The following is a 16,742-nucleotide window of genomic DNA, read 5'->3' on the forward strand; positions in this document are numbered from 1 at the left end:
CCCGTGGGGAGGGTCGGGCGCTGCCCGGCCTATCGGCCGGGCGGGCCGCTGCGATGGTGTGCGGTTCTTTTGACTGTGCTCTGCCTGTCTGTCTTCATCGCGGGGCGCGCCTTCGACGCCTGGATCGACCGCACCGACCTCCCCCTCACGCTCACGGAAACCTCCTCCGAGGTCCTCGACCGCCATGGCCTGCTGCTGCGCGCCTACCCGGTGGAGGACGGCCTGTGGCGGCTGGCGGTGCGGCCCGATCAGGTCGACGCTGATTTCCTCGCCATGCTGCTGCGTTACGAGGACAAGCGGTTCTACGACCACGCCGGCGTCGATCCTCTGGCACTGATCCGCGCCGCGGGCCAGGCGCTGGGCAGCGGTCGCGCGGTCTCCGGCGGCTCGACCCTGACCATGCAGGTGGCGCGGCTGCTGGAGGACGGCACCACCGGCCGCTGGGCGGGCAAGCTGCGCCAGATGCGGGTGGCGCTGGCGCTGGAGCGCCGCCTCAGCAAACGGCAGATCCTCACGCTCTACCTCACCCACGCGCCCTACGGCGGCGCGGTGGAGGGCATCCGCGCCGCCGCTCTGGGCTGGTTCGGCAAGGAACCTGCGCGCCTCACCCCGGCCGAGGCGGCGCTGCTGGTGGCGCTGCCGCAATCGCCCGAACGCCGCCGCCCGGACCGCTTTCCCGAAGCCGCCGCGCAGGCCCGCGACCGGGTGCTGGCGCGGATGCAGCGCCAGGGGCTGCTGAGCGCGGACCAGGCCGAGGCCGCCCGCCGCACGCCGTTGCCGCACCGCCTGGCGGCGCTGCCGCAGCTGGCACCACATCTGGCCGATCACGTGACCGCCGCCCGCCCCGGCCTGCGCAGGCTGCAGCTGACGGTGGACCGCCAGACGCAGGCGCAGATGCAGCAGCTGCTGACCGACGCGGCCCGGCAGGGCGGCCCGGACCTTTCGGCGGCGCTGATTGCGGCCGATCACCAGACCGGCGAGGTGCTGGCCATGGTCGGCTCCCCCGATTACAGCGCCACCGCGCGGCGCGGCTTTGTCGACATGACCCGCGCCATCCGCTCGCCCGGCTCGACCCTGAAACCGCTGGTCTACGGGCTGGCCTTCGACCAGGGGCTGGCGCATCCCGAAACGCTGATCCATGACGGGCCGGTGAATTTCGCAGGTTACGCGCCGCAGAACTTCGACGGCGCCTTCCGCGGCGATATCCGCCTGCGCGAGGCGCTGCAGCAATCGCTCAACATTCCGGTGGTGAAACTGACGCAGGAGCTTGGCCCGGCCCGCCTGCTGGGTGCGCTGCGGGCGGGCGGCGCGGAGGCGCAGCTGCCCGGCGGCGGCGCGCCGGGGCTGGCGCTGGCGCTGGGCGGCGTCGGGGTCAGCCTGGCGGATCTGGTGCAGCTTTACGCCGGGCTGGCGGCAGGCGGGCAGGGGCCGGGGCTGCAGGTGCTGCAGGGCGAAACGTCCGCCGCCCCCGCGCGGCTGATGTCACCCGAGGCGGCCTGGCACCTGGGCGACATCCTGCGTGGCCTGCCGGTGCCGCCGGGCGCGCGCGCGGGCAGCATCGCCTATAAGACCGGCACCTCTTACGGCCACCGCGACGCCTGGGCGATCGGCTGGGACGGCCGCCACGTGATCGGCATCTGGATGGGCCGCGCCGACGGCACCCCGGTGCCCGGCATCTTCGGTGGCGACCTGGCCGCCCCGGTGCTGTTCGAGGCCTTTGGCCGCCTGAAACCGGCGCTGGAGCCGCTGCCGCCGCCGCCCCCCGCAACGCTGATCGTCAGCGCCGCCGAGCTGCCGCCGCCGCTGCGCCGCTTCCGGCCCCGGGACGCGGCCTTTGCCGCTGACGCCGCCGCGCCCGAGCTGATCTTCCCGCCGCAGGGCGCCCGGCTGGCGCTGGCGGGCGGTGAACTGACGCTGAAGCTGCGTGGCGGCACTGCACCATTTCTGGTGCTGGCCAATGGCGCGCCGGTGCTCAGCGGCGCGCGCAGCCGGGAGATCAGCCTGCCCAGCCCCGGCGCCGGATTTTCTTCGCTGGTGGTGGTGGATGGGGCTGGCCGCTCTGACCGGGTAGACCTGCGGATCGATTGACGACAGCCTGACAGGAGCTGGCTCGGCGGTGGAGAGGTATTTCGCTTCGGGCTTTGCCCGAAGCGATCCGCGCCGCGCCCTTGGCGCGGCGCACGGCCCAACAGCACCGGGCGGCCCGCAGGGGCGTCCGTTGCGGGCGGGAGCCCCACCGCCAGAAATGACACAATGCAGCGGAGGGGAGGGCGGTTACCGTCGCCCTTCGCGCAGCCAGCCTGCGGTGATGAAGAACGCCGCCAGCAGCAGCGCCAGCCAGCCGGGCAGCAGCGGCGCCTGGCTGACCGAAAGCGTCTCGTAAGCCTCGCGCGGGGTGAGGCCGATCCAGCCGCGCCCGGCTGCGGGACGCCCCGCGCGGGTGTTGCGCAGCGACGGCAGCCCGTCCTCCAGCCGCAGAATGCCGCCGCGCCAGGGCGCCAGCACCGGCGCCAGCACGTCTCCGGTGGCCAGCGTCTGCTCGAACTCCCGCGGCGCGGCGGGGCCAAGGCCGACAACCGCGCTCTGGTCGCCGTCCTGCAGCCGGTACAGCCCCTGTTCCGGCCCCTCGTAGCGCGCCTCCCACTGGCCCGGCGCGGTCTCGCGCAAGCTCAGCTCCACCGTGCTGCCATCAGGATTGGTCACCGTCACCGGCCCGGCCTGCGGCGCCAGCGTGCGGCGCAGGATCCGCATGCGCTGGCCCGTGGTCTCGGCCCACAGCGCCTCTTCCTCCAGCTCCGGCTCTTTCATCATCCAATGCGCCAGCCGCCGCAGCAGCTCCAGCTGCGGCCCGCCGCCCTCGTAACCGCGGCTCCACAGCCAGGCGTGGTCCGAGGCCAAGAGCGCCACCCGCCCTTCCCCGACCCGGTTCAGCACCAGGAGGGGGCGCTCATCGGCGCCGCTCATCAGCACCTGGCCCTCGGGCGTGCGCAGGTCGATCTGGCGCAGCCAGCGGCCCCAGTCCCCGTCGCCCTCCAGGCCCGAGGTCACCGGATGCTGCCGCCCCAGATCGGTCACGGCAGGGCGGAAGGCCTGCTCCAGCACCCGCGCTGACGGCTCGGCCGGCAGGATCAGCGACAGCGGTGAGCGGTAGATGCTGTCGGCGCTGGCAAAATCCGGCCCCGCCGCCACCAGCACCGCGCCGCCGCCCATCGCGTAATTGGCCACGTTGTCGAGGTAGATCGCAGGCAGGATGCCGCGCCGTTTGTAGCGGTCAAAGATGATGAGGTCGAAATCCTCGATCTTTTCCAGGAACAGCTCGCGGGTCGGGAAGGCGATCAGCGACAGTTCCTCAACCGGCACCCCGTCCTGTTTCTCGGGGGGGCGCAGGATGGTGAAATGCACCAGGTCCACGGCGCTGTCGGATTTCAGCAGGTTGCGCCAGGTGCGCCCGCCGGCATGCGGCTCGCCCGACACCAGGAGCACCCGCAGCCGGTCGCGCACGCCGTTGATCTGCACCAGGGCGGAGTTGTTGCGCGCGGTCAGCTCGCCCGGCTCTTCCGGCACGCTGAAGCGGATCACGTTGCGGCCGCCATGCTGCAGCACCATCGGCAGCTCGAAATCCACGCCCACCGGCAGGGTAAAGCGCTGCGGCGCGCCGCCCGCGACGGAAACCTCCAGTACCGCCAGGCCGCGTTCCGAGGGCGCAGCCCCCTGGTCCTCGATCCGCAGCGTCAGCGTGACCGGCTCGCCGATGATGCCGAAGCCCGGCGCGTTCTTCACGATCAGGCGGCGGTCCCAGTCGTCCTCGCGGCCCGACAGCAGCAGGTGCATCGGCGCGGGCAGGTTCAGCGGCGGCTCGGCGTCATGCACCTGGCCGTCGCTCAGCGCGATGATGCCGGCCACCCGCGCGCGCGGCTCATCCGCCAGCGCCTGGGCAATCGCGCCCATCAGCCGCGTGCCTTCGTCGCCGGCGCCATCCGGCACGGTGATCCAGCGCACATCGGTGCCGGGACGGGCCTCCAGCGCCGCCTTCAGCTCCGCCCGCGCCTCGGCCATTTGCTGCGGGCGATCGCCCAGCTGCTGGCTGGCGGTCTGGTCCTCGGCGACGATGACGATGTCATCCAGCGCAGCGCGGTCCTCGCTCTGATGCACCGGCCCGCTGAGGGCGGCCAGCAGCACCAGCGCCGCCAGAGCTCGCAGGCCCCAGCCCGGCAGCCGCTTCCACAGCGCCAGCAGCAGCGCCGCCAGCGTCACCGCGACGGCGGCCCAGAGCACCGGCCAGGGCACCAGCGGGTCGAACAGGATTGTCTGTGTCATCGCGCGCGCCCCTATTGCCCCAGCCGGTCCAAAAGGGCCGGCACATGCACCTGGTCGGATTTGTAGTTGCCGGTCAGCACGTGCATCACCAGGTTGACGCCAAAGCGGAAGGCCAGCTCGCGCTGCCGCTCGCCGGCATAGCCGCGCCCGACAGGCAGCAGGGGCCGCCCGTTGCTGTCCACCGCCCAGGCCGCGGCCCAGTCATTGCCGCCGATCACCACCGGCGTCACCCCGTCGTTGAGGTTGCGGAAAGGGATGCCCTCGGCCTGCTCGGCATCCGGGGGCGCGGCCTCGACCCAGACCGGGCCACGGGTGTGGCGGCCGGGGAAATCCTGCAGCAGGTAGAAGGCGCGGGTCAGCACGTGGTCTTGCGGCACCACCTCCAGCGGCGGGATGTCCAGGGGCAAAGCGATCTGTTGCAGCCGCCGCGCCGCCGGGCTGCTGGCGCCAGCGCCCGCGAGATCCGCGTCGCGGGTGTCGAACAGGATCATGCCGCCCGCCCGCAGGTAGGTGTTCAGCTTGGCATAGGCCGCCGCCGAGGGCAGCGGCTGGTCGCGGGTAACCGGCCAGTAGAGCAGCGGAAAGAACGCCAGCTCATCGCGTTCCAGATCGACGCCCGCCGGTTCGGCCGGCTCGACCGAGGTGCGGAAGAACAGGGTGTCGGACAGGCCGCGCAGGCCGGCAGCGGCGATGCGGTCGACCTCGGCGTCGCCGGTCAGCACATGCGCCAGCACCAGCTCGGCCGCCAGATCCGCGGCCCGCGCATCCTCGGCGGCGGAGGGCGGCGGTGCGGCTGCCTGCTGTGCGCGCGCCTCCTGCGGCGCCGCCGCGGCAGCCAGCGCCAGCGCACCCGCCAGCATCAGCGCTGCGCGGCGCGGCGCCAGCAGGCCGGAGACCAGCAGCGTGCCCAGCACGTCCAGCGCCAGCAGCGCCAGCGCCAGGGTCAGGAAGGCGCCGCCCAGGGGCTGTTCCTGCGGCGCGCCATAGGCGCTGACGTCCACCGTGGCAGGCCAGCGCGCCGCCTGCAGCGCGTCGTCGGGGCGCAGCACGTTGCGCGCCAGCACCCGCCGCCCGCCGGAGTAGACGCCGGGGCGCAGCTCGGGCCCGGCGGCGGCGGCCACCAGGTCAGGCCCCTTGACCCCCGGCAGCGTGCCCGCGGTTTCGCTGCGGCCAAAGCCGTCCAGCACCTCGACCGGGGTCCAGGTGGTGCCCTCCAGATCTTCGGCGCTGGGAACTGCGGCAGAGGACGACACCGCCAGCCGCTCCAGCATCGACACGAACAGGCCCGACAGCGGCAGGCTGCTCCATTCCGCGTTGGCGGTCACGTGGAACAGCACCACCTGGCCCTGTCCCAGCGACTTGCGGGTGACCAGCGGGGTGCCGTCGGCCAGCTCGGCGATCACCCGCTCGGCCAGCTGCGGATCGGGCTGCGCCACCACCTGAGAGGTGACCGCGACTTCATCCGGCACCTCCAGGCCGTAAAAGGGCGAGCCTTCCGCGAAGGGCGCCAGCGTCTTCGGTTCGCCCCAGCTCATGGCGCCGCCGATGCTGCGGCCGCCGATGCGCAGCCGCACCGGCATCAGCGGTGCTTCGCCCGCGCGGGCGGTGTCGCTGGCGGCCAGCCGCGGCCCGGCAAAGCGCAACAGAAGGCCGCCGTTCTCGACCCAGTCGATGACACCGGCTTCCTGGTCGGGGGCAAGCTGCGCCACGTCCGCCAGCACGATCACATCAGGGTTTGCGGGCAGAAGATCCGGCAGCGCGCCCTCCAGCAGCTCGGCCGAGGGCTCCAGCGCCTGGCGCAGGTAGTGCAGTGGGGACAGCAGCGCGAGCCCCTCGTCCTCGCTCTGGGCGGCGACCAGCGCCACCTCGCGGCGGCGCAGGGAATCGTCGGTCAGCGCCACCGTCCCGGCGCTGCGCAGCCCCTGGATCTCGAACCGGGTTAGCCGCGCGCGCAGCTCGGCCGGCAGCGACAGCCCGGCGCTGGCCTCGACCGCGCCATCGCCAAAGCGCAGCGGCAGGGTGGCGAGCGTGCGGGCGGTGCCGCCGGGGTCGCGGCCCTGGGCCAGCACGGTGACCTGCTGCGCGGGTCCGGCGCGGCTGCGCAGGGCGGTGATTTCGATGCCGTCGGTGGTGTAGCCGGCCGGGCGCAACCCAAGCACCGGTGCGGGCTGTTCATAGACCTCGATGGCGCCGCGCTCGCTGAGAGTGGCAATCAGCCCGTCGCGGCCGGGGTAGTCCAGCCCGTCGCTGAACCAGACGGTGTCAAACGCGCCCTGGGCCGCGGCCAGAACCTCGGTGGCGGCCTGCAGCTGTGTCTCGCCCGGCTGCCAGGGCAGCGGCTCCAGCCCGGCCAGCTGCCGCTGCCAGCTGCTGGCGGCGCGGAACTGCAGGGGCTCGGGCGCGGTCAGCCGCAGCAGCGCCACCGGGCGTTCGGCGCGTCCGGCATCCTCCAGCTGCTGCGCCAGCTGCGCGCTGGTTTGCTGCCAGTCGGCCGCTCCCGCCCAGCTGGCGTCCAGCACCACCAGCAGCGGCGCGCGGGCGGCCGTGTCCTCGGTGCTGGGGTTCAGCACCGGCCCGGCAAGGCCAAGGATCGCCGCCGCCACCGCCGCCATGCGCAGTAGTAAGAGCCACCAGGGCGTGCGGTCAGAGAGGCTCTGGTCGTCCTTCAGCCCCAGAAGCAGCGTCACCGCCGGGAACGGCTGGCGCTTCGGCGCCGGCGGCACCGCGCGCAGGAGGAACCACAGCACCGGCAGCGCCAGCAGACCCAGCAAGAGCCAGGGCGCGGTGAAGCCGATGCCTGCAATCGTTGTCATGGCGCGGTTCTTTCCAATGCGTGGTACAGCCACATCAGCGCCGCCTGCGCCGGATCGCCGGTGTGGTGCCGGCCAAAGCGCCAGCCCGCCTCGTGGCACAGCCGCTCCAGCGCGGCGCGGCGCTCGGCCAGCCGGTCCAGGTAGCGCGTCTGCAGCGCCGAGGCCTTCAGTGTTTCATGTGTGACAGCGCCGCCGATGCTTTCAAACAGGGTGCGTCCGGCAAAGGGAAAGGCTTCCTCCGCCGGGTCCAGCACCTGCAACAGCACACCGCGCACGCCGCGCGCGGCAGCCTTGGACAGCGCCTGTTCCAGGGCGTCGAACGGGCCCAGAAAGTCCGAGATGAACAGGGCGCGCGCATGCGGGATCAGGGCGCGGTCGTTGGGCGGCGCATAATCCTCTGCCGCGTCGTCCATCAGCGCTTCGGCCAGCCGCAGGATCTGCACGTTGCCGCGCCGCGGCGGCAGGCTGCCGCCGGTCAGCCCGACCCGCTCGCCGCCCTGCACCATCAGCACCGCCGCCGCCAGCCCCAACAGCCGCGCGCGCTCGGCCTTCTGCGGCAGTTTCGCGCCGGAGGCAAAGCGCATCGAGGCGCCGGCATCCACCCACATATGCACCGTCTGGGCGATCTGCCATTCGCGCTCGCGGACGAATTGCACATCGCCACGGGCCGAGCGGCGGTGGTCGATCATCCGGCGGCTGTCGCCCGGCTGTGCCGGACGGTATTGCCAGAAATCATCGCCGGTCCCGGCCCGGCGGCGGCCGTGCTCGCCCATCAGCACCGCGCCCGCCAGCTGCCGCGCCTGCACCAGCAGCGGCGGCAGGGCGCTGGCCTCGGCCTCGGCGCGGTGCCGCAGCGCGCTGGCTGCGGGATGGGCGGCGGGTCTGGTCACGCGGCGGCTCCGCTGCGGGCCAGGTCGGCGGCGGTGTCGGCGATCAATGTCGCCAGGCTGTCGCCGCGCGCGCGGGCGGCGAAATTCAGCTGCATCCGGTGGCTCAGCACCGGCTGCGCCATGTCCAGCACATCCTCGACACCGGGAGCCAGCCGACCCTGCAACAGCGCCCGCGCGCGCACCGCCAGCATCAGCGCCTGCGCCGCCCGCGGGCCGGGGCCCCAGGCCACGGTCTGCGCCACCCGGTCCGATACGCCCGGTTCCTCGGGGCGGAAGGCGCGCACCAGGTCGAGGATCATTTCCACCACCGACTCTCCCACCGGCATCCGCCGCAACAGGGTCTGCGCCGCGATCAGCTCGTCCGCGGTAAAGACCGGGTAGGCCTCGGCCTCCTCGGCCCCGGTGGTGGCCAGCAGGATGTCGCGCTCGGTCGCGCGGTCGGGATAGGCGACGTCGATCTGCAAAAGGAAGCGGTCCAGCTGCGCCTCGGGCAGCGGATAGGTGCCCTCCTGCTCGATCGGGTTCTGGGTGGCCAGCACGTGGAACGGCACCCCCAGCGGGCGGTCCTCGCCCGCCACCGTCACCATCCGCTCCTGCATCGCCTGCAGCAGCGCCGACTGGGTGCGCGGACTGGCGCGGTTGATCTCATCCGCCATCAAAAGCTGGCAGAACACCGGCCCGGGCACAAAGCGGAACGAGCGGTGGCCGTCGGCGGCGGTGTCCAGCACCTCGGAGCCCAGAATGTCGGCGGGCATCAGGTCGGGGGTGAACTGGATGCGGTTGCCGTCCAGTCCCATCACCGTGCTCAGCGTCTCTACCAGCCGGGTCTTGCCGAGGCCGGGCAGGCCGATCAGCAGCCCGTGGCCGCCGCACAACAGCACCGACAGGGTCAGGTCCACCACCCGCTCCTGGCCGATGAAGCGCCGGGTGATCGAGGCACGCGCCTCCTGCAGCTTGGCTTCCAGCGATTCGATGGCGGCCAGCAGATCGTCTGTTTCGGACATGACATTCCTCGTTTCCCGGATGTATGGTGTTACTCTATCGTGCTGACAGGAAATGGCAAAAGCAATGAGCGGACAAAATCCTGTGACTCCCGATGCCGAGGGCCTCGCAGCGGCGGCAAAAGCGGCCACGCGGGCGGCGGAAGAGGCGGCGGGTCAGGCGCCGGGCAAGGCCAGGGGCCTGCCGCCGGTGCACCTGTGGAACCCGCCGTTCAGCGGCGATCTGGACATCCGCATCGCCCGCGACGGCAGTTGGCATTACCTCGGCACGCCCTTCACCCGGTTCGAACTGGTGAAGCTGTTCGCCTCGATCCTGAAGCTGGAGGACGGGCGCTACTACCTTGTGACGCCTGCGGAAAAGGTCGGCATCACCGTGGAGGACGCGCCTTTCGTGGCGGTGGATTTCGAGGTTGCGGGCGAGGGACGCGACCAGGTCATCACCTTCACCACCAATATCGGCGACACCGCCGCGGCCGGGCCGGAGCACCCTGTGCGGGTCACGCGCGATGCCGCCAGTGGCGAGCCCTCGCCGTATGTGATGGTGCGCGCCGGGCTGGAGGCGCTGATCGACCGCAAAAGCTTCTACCGGCTGGCGGAGCTGGGCGAGCACCACGACGGATGGTTCGGCGTCTGGTCGCAGGGCGCGTTCTTCGGCCTGATCCCCTCGGCCGAGCTGGAGGCGGACTAGCCGTCGGCCGCGGCGCATTCTTAGGAAGAAAAGCGAAAATCCGCCGTTTTCTGGCCCTTGGCCTTCGCCGCCGTCGCGGCCTAAACCACCATGACGCCAGGAGATCGATATGCCCAGATTCGCCGCCAACATCTCGATGCTGTTTGCCGAGCTGCCCTATCTCGACCGTTTTCCCGCCGCCGCCGCCGCCGGCTTCGAGGCCGTGGAGATCCTTGCGCCCTACGAGCTTGCGGCCAAGGAAACCCAGCGCGCGCTGCTGGCCAACGGGCTGGAGCTGTTGCTGATCAACGCGCCGCCGCCCAATTACACCGGCGGCATGCCCGGCTATGCGGCGCTCCCTGAGGGCGTCGATCGCTTCCAGCGCGACATCCGCCGGGTGCTGCGCTATGCCGAGGCGCTGAAGGCGGGCAAGATCCACGTGATGGCCGGCTATGCCAAGGGGGCTGCGGCGCAGGCCACCTTCGTGCAGAACCTGCAATGGGCCGCCGACCGCGCGCCCAGGCAGCAGTTCACCATCGAGCCGCTGAACAGCGGCGACCAGCCGGGTTATTTCCTCGATGATTACAACCTCGCGATGGAGGTGCTGGCGGCGGTGGACCGGCCCAATGTGGGCCTGCAGTACGACGCCTACCACGCCCAGCTGATCCACGGCGATGCGGCGCGGGTCTGGGAGGAGTTCGGCGCCCACGCGGTGCATGTGCAGATCGGCGCGGCGCCTGCGCGCTGCGAGCCGGGCACCGGGCCGGTGGACTTCCAGGAGCTGTTCGCCGCGATCGACGCCAGCGGCTATGACGGCTGGGTGAGCGCCGAATACACCCCCACAACCCGGCGCACCGAGGACAGCCTCGGCTGGATGCGCTGAGGCCGCCGCGGCTGACAGCGCAGGCGCGGCCGCGCAGACTCCTGTGCGCCACGGCAGTTTCCTTTTCCGGGCTATGCCTGCATATGAAGCCCTGCGTAGGAAGATCGCGGCAGGTGGTTACGGCCGCTGCCGCCCGACGCTGCCAGAAGGAGATCGCCATGCTGCCTGCCCGTTTCGCCCCCATTCTGTTTGCCCTGCTCTTGTCGGGAATGATGTCCTGCATCGTCTCGGGCATTGCCACCCTGCGCGTGACCGGGCTCGACGGTTTCGCGACTGCTTGGATGGCGGCCTGGAGCTTCAGCTGGCCGGTGGCCTTTCCGACCGTGCTGGTGGTCGCACCGATGGTGCGGCGCATGGTGGCGCGGATGGTGCGCCAGCCGTCTGAGGGCTGAGCGAAGGGGGGGGGCGCTCCCGCCCGCGGCCCGCGGCATCAAAGATGCCGCCACCGCGGTTGGGCCGCGCACCGCTGGCGCGGTGCGGCTGGCGCCTGCTGCGCCGTCAGTTCAGGCAGAGAAACAGGTCGTAATTCCTCCCCGCCGCGCCATCCTTGCGGGTGGAGGCATGTTCGGCGCGTTTGCCCTGGCCCTGCTGGCAGACCCGGTCCGCCTCGCCGCTGGCGGCGGCCAGCGCCCAGCGGCGCTTGTGATGCTGCTGGGTGGCAACGGTGACGCTGTCGCCGTTGTAGTGCGTTACGGCAGGTTTGATGTGATGCGCGCAGCCGCCGACGGCGGCCAGCAGGCAGGCAAAGAGGATCTGTTTCAATGTCTTGCACCAAAAATGAACGGTTGAAAGAGCGGCCCGCCGGGCGGTGCCGGAACGCCTGCCAAAGACTTCCCCGCCCGCCCGCGGGATGTCAATGTGGCGTGTCCCGGCTGCCGCATCGGCCCTGCCGCGCGGGGCAGATTATTGGCTGAGAAGCCCCTAAGGGCAGGTCTGCCCTTGAGGGGCGTTTTCCAGTGTTTTTGCGGCGCTCCGCGTCAAGGGCAAGCCGCGCGTCGCGCGGAGCCTGGCGGCTCCCTTGACCCGGCGAGGCGGCGTTGTGCTTACGCTGAGTGGTGGTGCCGCGCCGCGCCAGCGGCGCCCGGCCCAACGGGCTGAGATCGCAAGATCGAAGCCGGGCGGGAGCGCTGGCTGCCGCGGGCGGGGCTGGGGGCGGGGTCAGTGGGCCTCGGCCCAGTTCTGGCCGCGGCCAGCCTCCACCACCAGTTTCACGTCCAGATGCACCGCCGGGTCGGCGGCGTTTTCCATCACCTGGCGGGCGATCTCGATGGTTTCCTCGACTGCCGATTCGGGCACTTCGAACAGCAGTTCATCGTGCACCTGCAGCAGCATCCGGGCGGGCAGATGGGCGATGGCATCGGGCATCCGCACCATGGCGCGGCGGATCACATCGGCCGCCGTCCCCTGGATCGGCGCGTTGATCGCCGCGCGTTTGGCAAAGCCCGCCTTCGGCCCCTTGGCGTTGATCTCGGCGGTGTGGATCTTGCGCCCGAACAGGGTCTGCACATAGCCGTGCTCCTTGGCGAATTCCACCGTCTGATCCATGTAGCGGCGGATGCCGGGGAAGCGCTCGAAATAGCGGTCGATGAAGCCCTGCGCCTCCTTGCGCGGGATGCGCAGGTTGCGTGCCAGGCCAAAGCCCGAGATGCCGTAGATCACACCGAAGTTGATCGCCTTGGCCTGACGGCGGATCTCCGGCGTCATCTCCTCCAGCGGCACGTTGAACATCTCCGACGCGGTCATCGCGTGAATGTCCTGGCCCTCGGCAAAGGCCTGCTTCAGCGCGTCGATGTCGGCCATATGCGCCAGGATGCGCAGCTCGATCTGGCTGTAGTCGAGCGCCAGGAGCACGTTGCCCTCTTCCGCCACGAAGGCCTCGCGGATGCGGCGGCCCTCTTCGCTGCGGATCGGGATGTTCTGCAGGTTCGGATCGGTCGAGGCCATGCGGCCGGTGCTGGCCCCGGTCTGCGCGTAGGATGTGTGCACGCGGCCGGTTTCCGGGTTGATGTGGTCCTGCAGCGCATCGGTGTAGGTCGACTTCAGCTTCGACAACTGCCGCCAGTCCAGCACCCGTGCGGGCAGGTCGTGTTCGGTCGCCAGATCCTCGAGGACGTCTGCGCCGGTGGAGAACTTGCCGTTCTTGCCGCGCTTGCCGCCGGGCAGCGACATCTTCTCGAACAGGATCTCGCCCAGCTGCGCGGGTGAGCCGACGTTGAAGCTCTCGCCCGCCAGCTCGTGTATCTCGGCCTCCAGCGCCGCCATCTTCTGGGCAAAGGCATTGGACATGCGGCTGAGCGTGTCGCGGTCCACCTTGATGCCGTTGCGCTCCATCTCGGCCAGCACCGGCACCAGCGGGCGCTCCAGCGTCTCATAGACGGTGGTGACGCGTTCCTGATGCAGTTGCGGCTTGAATTTCTGCCACAGGCGCAGGGTGATATCCGCGTCCTCGGCCGCGTAGGGAACCGCATCCTCGATCGTCACCCTGTCAAAGGTGATCGCCGATTTGCCGCTGCCGAGCAGCGGTTTGATCGGGATCGGCGTGTGGTTGAGGTAGCGTTCGGACAGCGTATCCATGCCATGGCCGTGCAGGCCGGCGTGCAGCGCATAGGACATCAGCATGGTGTCGTCGATCGGCGCCACCTGCACCCCGTACCGGTACAGGATCTTGGCGTCGTATTTCATGTTCTGGCCGATCTTCATGATCGCCGGATCTTCCAGAACCGGTTTCAGCATCGCCACGGCCTCTTCCAGCGGCATCTGCCCCTCGGCCAGCCCTTCGCCGCCGAACAGGTCATCGCCGCCCGCCTTGTGCGCCAGCGGGATGTAACAGGCCTGACCCGGCTCCACGCAGAGCGAGATGCCGACCAGATCCGCCACCATTTCGTCCAGTCCGGTGGTTTCGGTATCCACCGCCACCCAGCCGCGGTGCCGGATGCGATCGATCCAGACCTGCAGGGCAGCGGCATCGCGCACGCATTCGTATCCGTCCCGGTCGAATGGCACCTCTTCCGGTGCCGGGACTGCTGCCGCGGCGGTCGCGGCGGCGGTGGCCGGTGCTTCGGGGATCGTCGGCGCGTCCATGCCCAGCTGATCGGCGAGCCGCTTGGTCAGGGTGCGGAACTCCATCTGCGACAGGAAGCCGAGCAGGGTTTCCGGGTCAGGCTCCATCACCTCGAGATCGTCGAGGGTGAAGTCCAGCTCCATGTTGCAGTCAAGCTGCACCAGCTTCTTGGACAGTTCGATCTGTTCGCGCTTTTCGATCAGCGTCTGCCGCCGCTTGGGCTGCTTGATCTCCTCGGCGCGGTCCAGCAGGTCTTCCAGCGAACCGAATTCGTTGATCAGAAGCGCCGCCGTCTTGATGCCGATGCCCGGCGCGCCCGGCACGTTGTCGACGCTGTCACCGGCCAGCGCCTGCACGTCCACCACCCGTTCCGGGCCAACGCCGAATTTCTCGCGCACGCCATCGGCATCGATGCGCTTGTTCTTCATCGCGTCGAGCATTTCGACCCCGCCGCCGACCAGCTGCATCAGGTCCTTGTCCGAGGAAATGATGGTGACACGCCCGCCGGCCTCGCGCGCCTGGCAGGCGAGGGTGGCGATGATGTCATCGGCCTCGTAGCCCTCGATCTCCTTGCAGGCGATGTTGAAGGCGCGGGTGGCCTCGCGGGTCAGCGGAAACTGCGGCACCAGGTCCTCGGGCGCGGGCGGGCGGTTGGCCTTGTACAGGTCGTACATCTCGTTGCGGAAGGACTTGCCCGAGTGGTCGAAGATCACCGCCACATGGGTGGGCGCATCGGGTCCCTTGTTGTCCTCGACCTGCTTGAACAGCATGTTGCAAAAGCCCGAGACGGCGCCGATCGGCAACCCGTCGGATTTGCGGGTCAGCGGCGGCAGCGCATGATAGGCGCGGAAGATGAAGGCCGAGCCGTCAATCAGATGCAGATGGCAGCCCTTGCCGAATTTTGTCCCGCTCATGGCCTGTCGCGCCCCCGTTTGCTTGCAGATCCGTTCGTGTTCTGTTTCCCGGTTATCGGTGATCCGGACAGGAAGGGCAATTGGAGTTTCGGGCGTGGCTGGCGGCTCGGCGCCCTTTGGCGCGAAGCGCCCGGCCGGGGCGGGCCGCGCGGCTCAGAATGCCCCCATCGCCAGCCCCGCCGCCAGCGCCTGGCCCAGCTCGCGGCAGGTCTGCAGCTCGGCCTCGGGAATCACCTTCTCGGCCAGGATCGCCTCGGGGGTCTGTGCGTGGGTGCAGATGATCAGGGGGGCCTGCACCGGTTTCAGCCGCCACCCCTGCGCGATGCGGGCGCATTGGCGCGCCGCGTTCTCACCGTCCGAGCCGGCGCAGACCATCTGCGCATAGGGCCGCCCGTTCAGCTGCCCCAGCACCGGGTAATAACAGCGGTCAAAGAAATCCTTCATCGGGCCGGACAGCGCCGCCAGGTTTTCCGGCGCACAGAAGAGATAACCATCCGCCGCCAGCAGATCCTCCGGCCCGGTGTCCTCGGCGCGCTTCAGGAGGGTCTCTGCCTCATCCCGCGCAGCGTCGCAGGCGGCCTCCGCCATCTGGCGGCTGCCACCGGTGCGGCTGTGGTATACGATCAAAAGTTGCGCCATCAGATGCCGCCGGGGCGCTCAGGCCCGATATCAAGCCGGATATCAGGCCCGGTATCACGGGTCCGACGGATGGCAGGCGTCACTGCGCCGCCTTGGCGACCTCTTCCTGCGCATCGGCGAGGATGAACTTGCAGTCGCAATAGGGGCATTCAACCCAGCCCTGGTCTTCGGGGATATGCAGGTAGACCCGCGGATGACCCAGGGCACCTTCGCCGCCGTCACAGGCGACGCGGGTTGTGGTGACGATACGCGTTTCGGGCGGGGCGATGGTCATGTCTGGCTATGTCTCACTGGCTTTGCGCACCGTGCCGGTACGCGGTTTGGCGAACCATAGCGGCGGTGCCGCAGACGGGCAAGAGGGGCGGCGGCGCTTGACCGACCGGCTAACCGGGCCATTTCGTTGCGCAAAGCAGCGGCTGGCCAAGGAGATGCACATGGAGCCCGATGACAGCGGTCCCACCGACAGCGGCCTCGAGGAGATCGACGCCGACACCGGTAATTTCTTTGAAAAGCTGGATTCCTGGGTCGACGGTTTCTTCTCGCTGCTGCCCAACATCGGCATCGCCCTCGTGCTGCTGCTGGTCTTCTGGTTCGCGGCGGGCGCCATCGGGCGGCTGCTGTGCCGCATGGGCCACCGCCGCGACCGCCCCAGCCTGGGCGAGGTCGGCGGCGCGCTGGTGCGTTGGGCCATCATCATCGTCGGCGTCATGCTGGCGATCACCATCGTGGCCCCCTCGGTCACCCCGGGCGACCTGTTCGCCGGGCTGGGGATTTCCTCGGTGGCGATCGGCTTTGCCTTCAAGGACATCCTGCAGAACATGCTGGCGGGCATCCTGATCCTGCTGCGCCAGCCGTTCGAGGTCGGCGATCAGATCGTCTCGGGCGGCTACGAGGGCACGGTGGAGCGGATCGAGACCCGCGCCACCATGATCAAGACCTATGACGGCCGCCGCGTGGTGATCCCCAACGCTGACATTTACACCGACGCGGTGATCGTCAACACCGCCTTTGACAAGCGGCGCTCGCAATACGGGGTGCAGATCGGCTGCTCGGATGATTTCGACACCGCCTGCAAGATCATGGAGGAGACCTGCGCCGGCGTCGAAGGCGTGCTGGACGATCCCGCCCCCGAGGCGCTGCCCTGGTCGATGGATGCCGACGGCAACACCGTGCGGCTGCGCTGGTGGACCAAATCGGTGCGCACCGAGGTCAGCCACACCTATGCCCGGGTGATAAAGGAAGTCTACAACGCGCTCGACAAGGCCGGCGTCGACATGCCCTATCCAACGCGGGTGCTGCTGTTCCACGACCAGACCGAAGAAACCGACGGCATCCGTGGCAAGCAGCGCGAAGGCTGGCCGCGCGCGCCCGAGGGCGAGCCGCCCGCAGCCGCCCGCATCGAAACCGCCCTGCGCCGCAGCCGCACCGAGGAGGACGGCGAGGGCAGCGACGGCCCGGGCAGCGGCGGCCAGCGGGGGGCGCGTCGCGCCGACTGATTTCCCGGTTTCCGCCAGCGCCGATGCAGGGTATCCCGTGTTGCGTCAGCGGCCGCGCGCC

General features: G+C 70.1%; 13 protein-coding genes. 5 read left to right on the plus strand and 8 right to left on the minus strand.

Annotation, left to right across the window (positions count from 1 at the left end; all coding sequences use genetic code 11):
- Positions 1-69: 69 nt before the first annotated feature.
- A complete protein-coding gene (pbpC, locus tag AB9K35_RS24245) occupies positions 70-2,088 on the plus strand; it encodes a penicillin-binding protein 1C (RefSeq protein WP_369930114.1) in 2,019 nt (672 codons plus the stop codon).
- Between the two features lie 186 nt (positions 2,089-2,274).
- Here the strand turns inward: pbpC and AB9K35_RS24250 are convergent, their stop codons facing one another.
- From AB9K35_RS24250 to AB9K35_RS24265, 4 genes are read right to left on the minus strand one after another with little or no spacing between them, the layout of a single operon-like run.
- Positions 2,275-4,317: a hypothetical protein gene (locus tag AB9K35_RS24250; RefSeq protein ID WP_369930116.1), complete on the minus strand. Its 2,043-nt coding sequence runs from the start codon at positions 4,315-4,317 to the stop codon at positions 2,275-2,277.
- Between the two features lie 11 nt (positions 4,318-4,328).
- Entirely contained in the window at positions 4,329-7,130 is a 2,802-nt protein-coding gene (locus AB9K35_RS24255; protein WP_369930118.1) for a DUF4159 domain-containing protein, read from the minus strand.
- A complete protein-coding gene (locus AB9K35_RS24260) occupies positions 7,127-8,020 on the minus strand; it encodes a DUF58 domain-containing protein (protein ID WP_369930119.1) in 894 nt (297 codons plus the stop codon). Before AB9K35_RS24260 ends, AB9K35_RS24255 begins: the two co-directional genes overlap by 4 nt.
- Positions 8,017-9,024 (minus strand): AAA family ATPase, encoded by a 1,008-nt coding sequence (locus AB9K35_RS24265; protein WP_369930120.1) that lies wholly within the window; start codon positions 9,022-9,024, stop codon positions 8,017-8,019. Before AB9K35_RS24265 ends, AB9K35_RS24260 begins: the two co-directional genes overlap by 4 nt.
- Before the next feature lie 64 nt (positions 9,025-9,088).
- On the opposite strand from AB9K35_RS24265, the gene AB9K35_RS24270 reads away from it, so the two are divergent.
- The 3 genes from AB9K35_RS24270 to AB9K35_RS24280 all read left to right on the plus strand — a co-directional run bounded on the left by AB9K35_RS24270 (position 9,089) and on the right by AB9K35_RS24280 (position 10,963).
- Positions 9,089-9,709, plus strand: a complete 621-nt coding sequence (locus AB9K35_RS24270) for a DUF1285 domain-containing protein (RefSeq protein WP_369930122.1) — start codon at positions 9,089-9,091, stop codon at positions 9,707-9,709.
- Positions 9,710-9,818: 109 nt separating this feature from the next.
- Positions 9,819-10,571, plus strand: coding sequence for a TIM barrel protein (locus AB9K35_RS24275; RefSeq protein WP_222454635.1), 753 nt, complete (start codon positions 9,819-9,821; stop codon positions 10,569-10,571).
- A gap of 158 nt (positions 10,572-10,729) precedes the next feature.
- Positions 10,730-10,963 carry a DUF2798 domain-containing protein gene (locus tag AB9K35_RS24280; RefSeq protein ID WP_369930124.1) on the plus strand — a complete coding sequence of 78 codons (234 nt, stop codon included), beginning with the start codon at positions 10,730-10,732 and terminating at the stop codon, positions 10,961-10,963.
- A gap of 106 nt (positions 10,964-11,069) precedes the next feature.
- Here the strand turns inward: AB9K35_RS24280 and AB9K35_RS24285 are convergent, their stop codons facing one another.
- The 4 genes from AB9K35_RS24285 to AB9K35_RS24300 all read right to left on the minus strand — a co-directional run bounded on the left by AB9K35_RS24285 (position 11,070) and on the right by AB9K35_RS24300 (position 15,459).
- Positions 11,070-11,333, minus strand: coding sequence for a hypothetical protein (locus AB9K35_RS24285; RefSeq protein ID WP_369930126.1), 264 nt, complete (start codon positions 11,331-11,333; stop codon positions 11,070-11,072).
- A 396-nt stretch (positions 11,334-11,729) separates the two neighbouring features.
- Positions 11,730-14,546 (minus strand): DNA polymerase I, encoded by a 2,817-nt coding sequence (gene polA, locus AB9K35_RS24290; protein ID WP_369930127.1) that lies wholly within the window; start codon positions 14,544-14,546, stop codon positions 11,730-11,732.
- A gap of 153 nt (positions 14,547-14,699) precedes the next feature.
- Positions 14,700-15,185 (minus strand): flavodoxin family protein, encoded by a 486-nt coding sequence (locus AB9K35_RS24295; protein ID WP_369930129.1) that lies wholly within the window; start codon positions 15,183-15,185, stop codon positions 14,700-14,702.
- 79 nt (positions 15,186-15,264) lie between these two features.
- Positions 15,265-15,459 (minus strand): zinc-finger domain-containing protein, encoded by a 195-nt coding sequence (locus AB9K35_RS24300; protein ID WP_222454640.1) that lies wholly within the window; start codon positions 15,457-15,459, stop codon positions 15,265-15,267.
- A gap of 160 nt (positions 15,460-15,619) precedes the next feature.
- Between AB9K35_RS24300 and AB9K35_RS24305 the strand changes: the two genes are divergently transcribed.
- A complete protein-coding gene (locus tag AB9K35_RS24305; protein WP_369930131.1) occupies positions 15,620-16,681 on the plus strand; it encodes a mechanosensitive ion channel family protein in 1,062 nt (353 codons plus the stop codon).
- The last annotated feature ends 61 nt before the right edge of the window (positions 16,682-16,742 follow it).

It is taken from the genome of Leisingera sp. XS_AS12 (assembly GCF_041224635.1).
GTDB lineage: Bacteria > Pseudomonadota > Alphaproteobacteria > Rhodobacterales > Rhodobacteraceae > Leisingera.

Bases quoted from the DNA above. Each gene is read 5' to 3' on its own strand.
- AB9K35_RS24250 (WP_369930116.1), bottom strand. From the start codon at position 4,317: ATGACACAGACAATCCTGTTCGACCCGCTGGTGCCCTGGCCGGTGCTC.
- AB9K35_RS24255 (WP_369930118.1), bottom strand. From the start codon at position 7,130: ATGACAACGATTGCAGGCATCGGCTTCACCGCGCCCTGGCTCTTGCTG.
- AB9K35_RS24265 (WP_369930120.1), bottom strand. From the start codon at position 9,024: ATGTCCGAAACAGACGATCTGCTGGCCGCCATCGAATCGCTGGAAGCC.
- AB9K35_RS24270 (WP_369930122.1), top strand. From the start codon at position 9,089: ATGAGCGGACAAAATCCTGTGACTCCCGATGCCGAGGGCCTCGCAGCG.
- AB9K35_RS24275 (WP_222454635.1), top strand. From the start codon at position 9,819: ATGCCCAGATTCGCCGCCAACATCTCGATGCTGTTTGCCGAGCTGCCC.
- AB9K35_RS24280 (WP_369930124.1), top strand. From the start codon at position 10,730: ATGCTGCCTGCCCGTTTCGCCCCCATTCTGTTTGCCCTGCTCTTGTCG.
- polA (WP_369930127.1), bottom strand. From the start codon at position 14,546: ATGAGCGGGACAAAATTCGGCAAGGGCTGCCATCTGCATCTGATTGAC.
- AB9K35_RS24295 (WP_369930129.1), bottom strand. From the start codon at position 15,185: ATGGCGCAACTTTTGATCGTATACCACAGCCGCACCGGTGGCAGCCGC.
- AB9K35_RS24300 (WP_222454640.1), bottom strand. From the start codon at position 15,459: ATGACCATCGCCCCGCCCGAAACGCGTATCGTCACCACAACCCGCGTC.
- AB9K35_RS24305 (WP_369930131.1), top strand. From the start codon at position 15,620: ATGGAGCCCGATGACAGCGGTCCCACCGACAGCGGCCTCGAGGAGATC.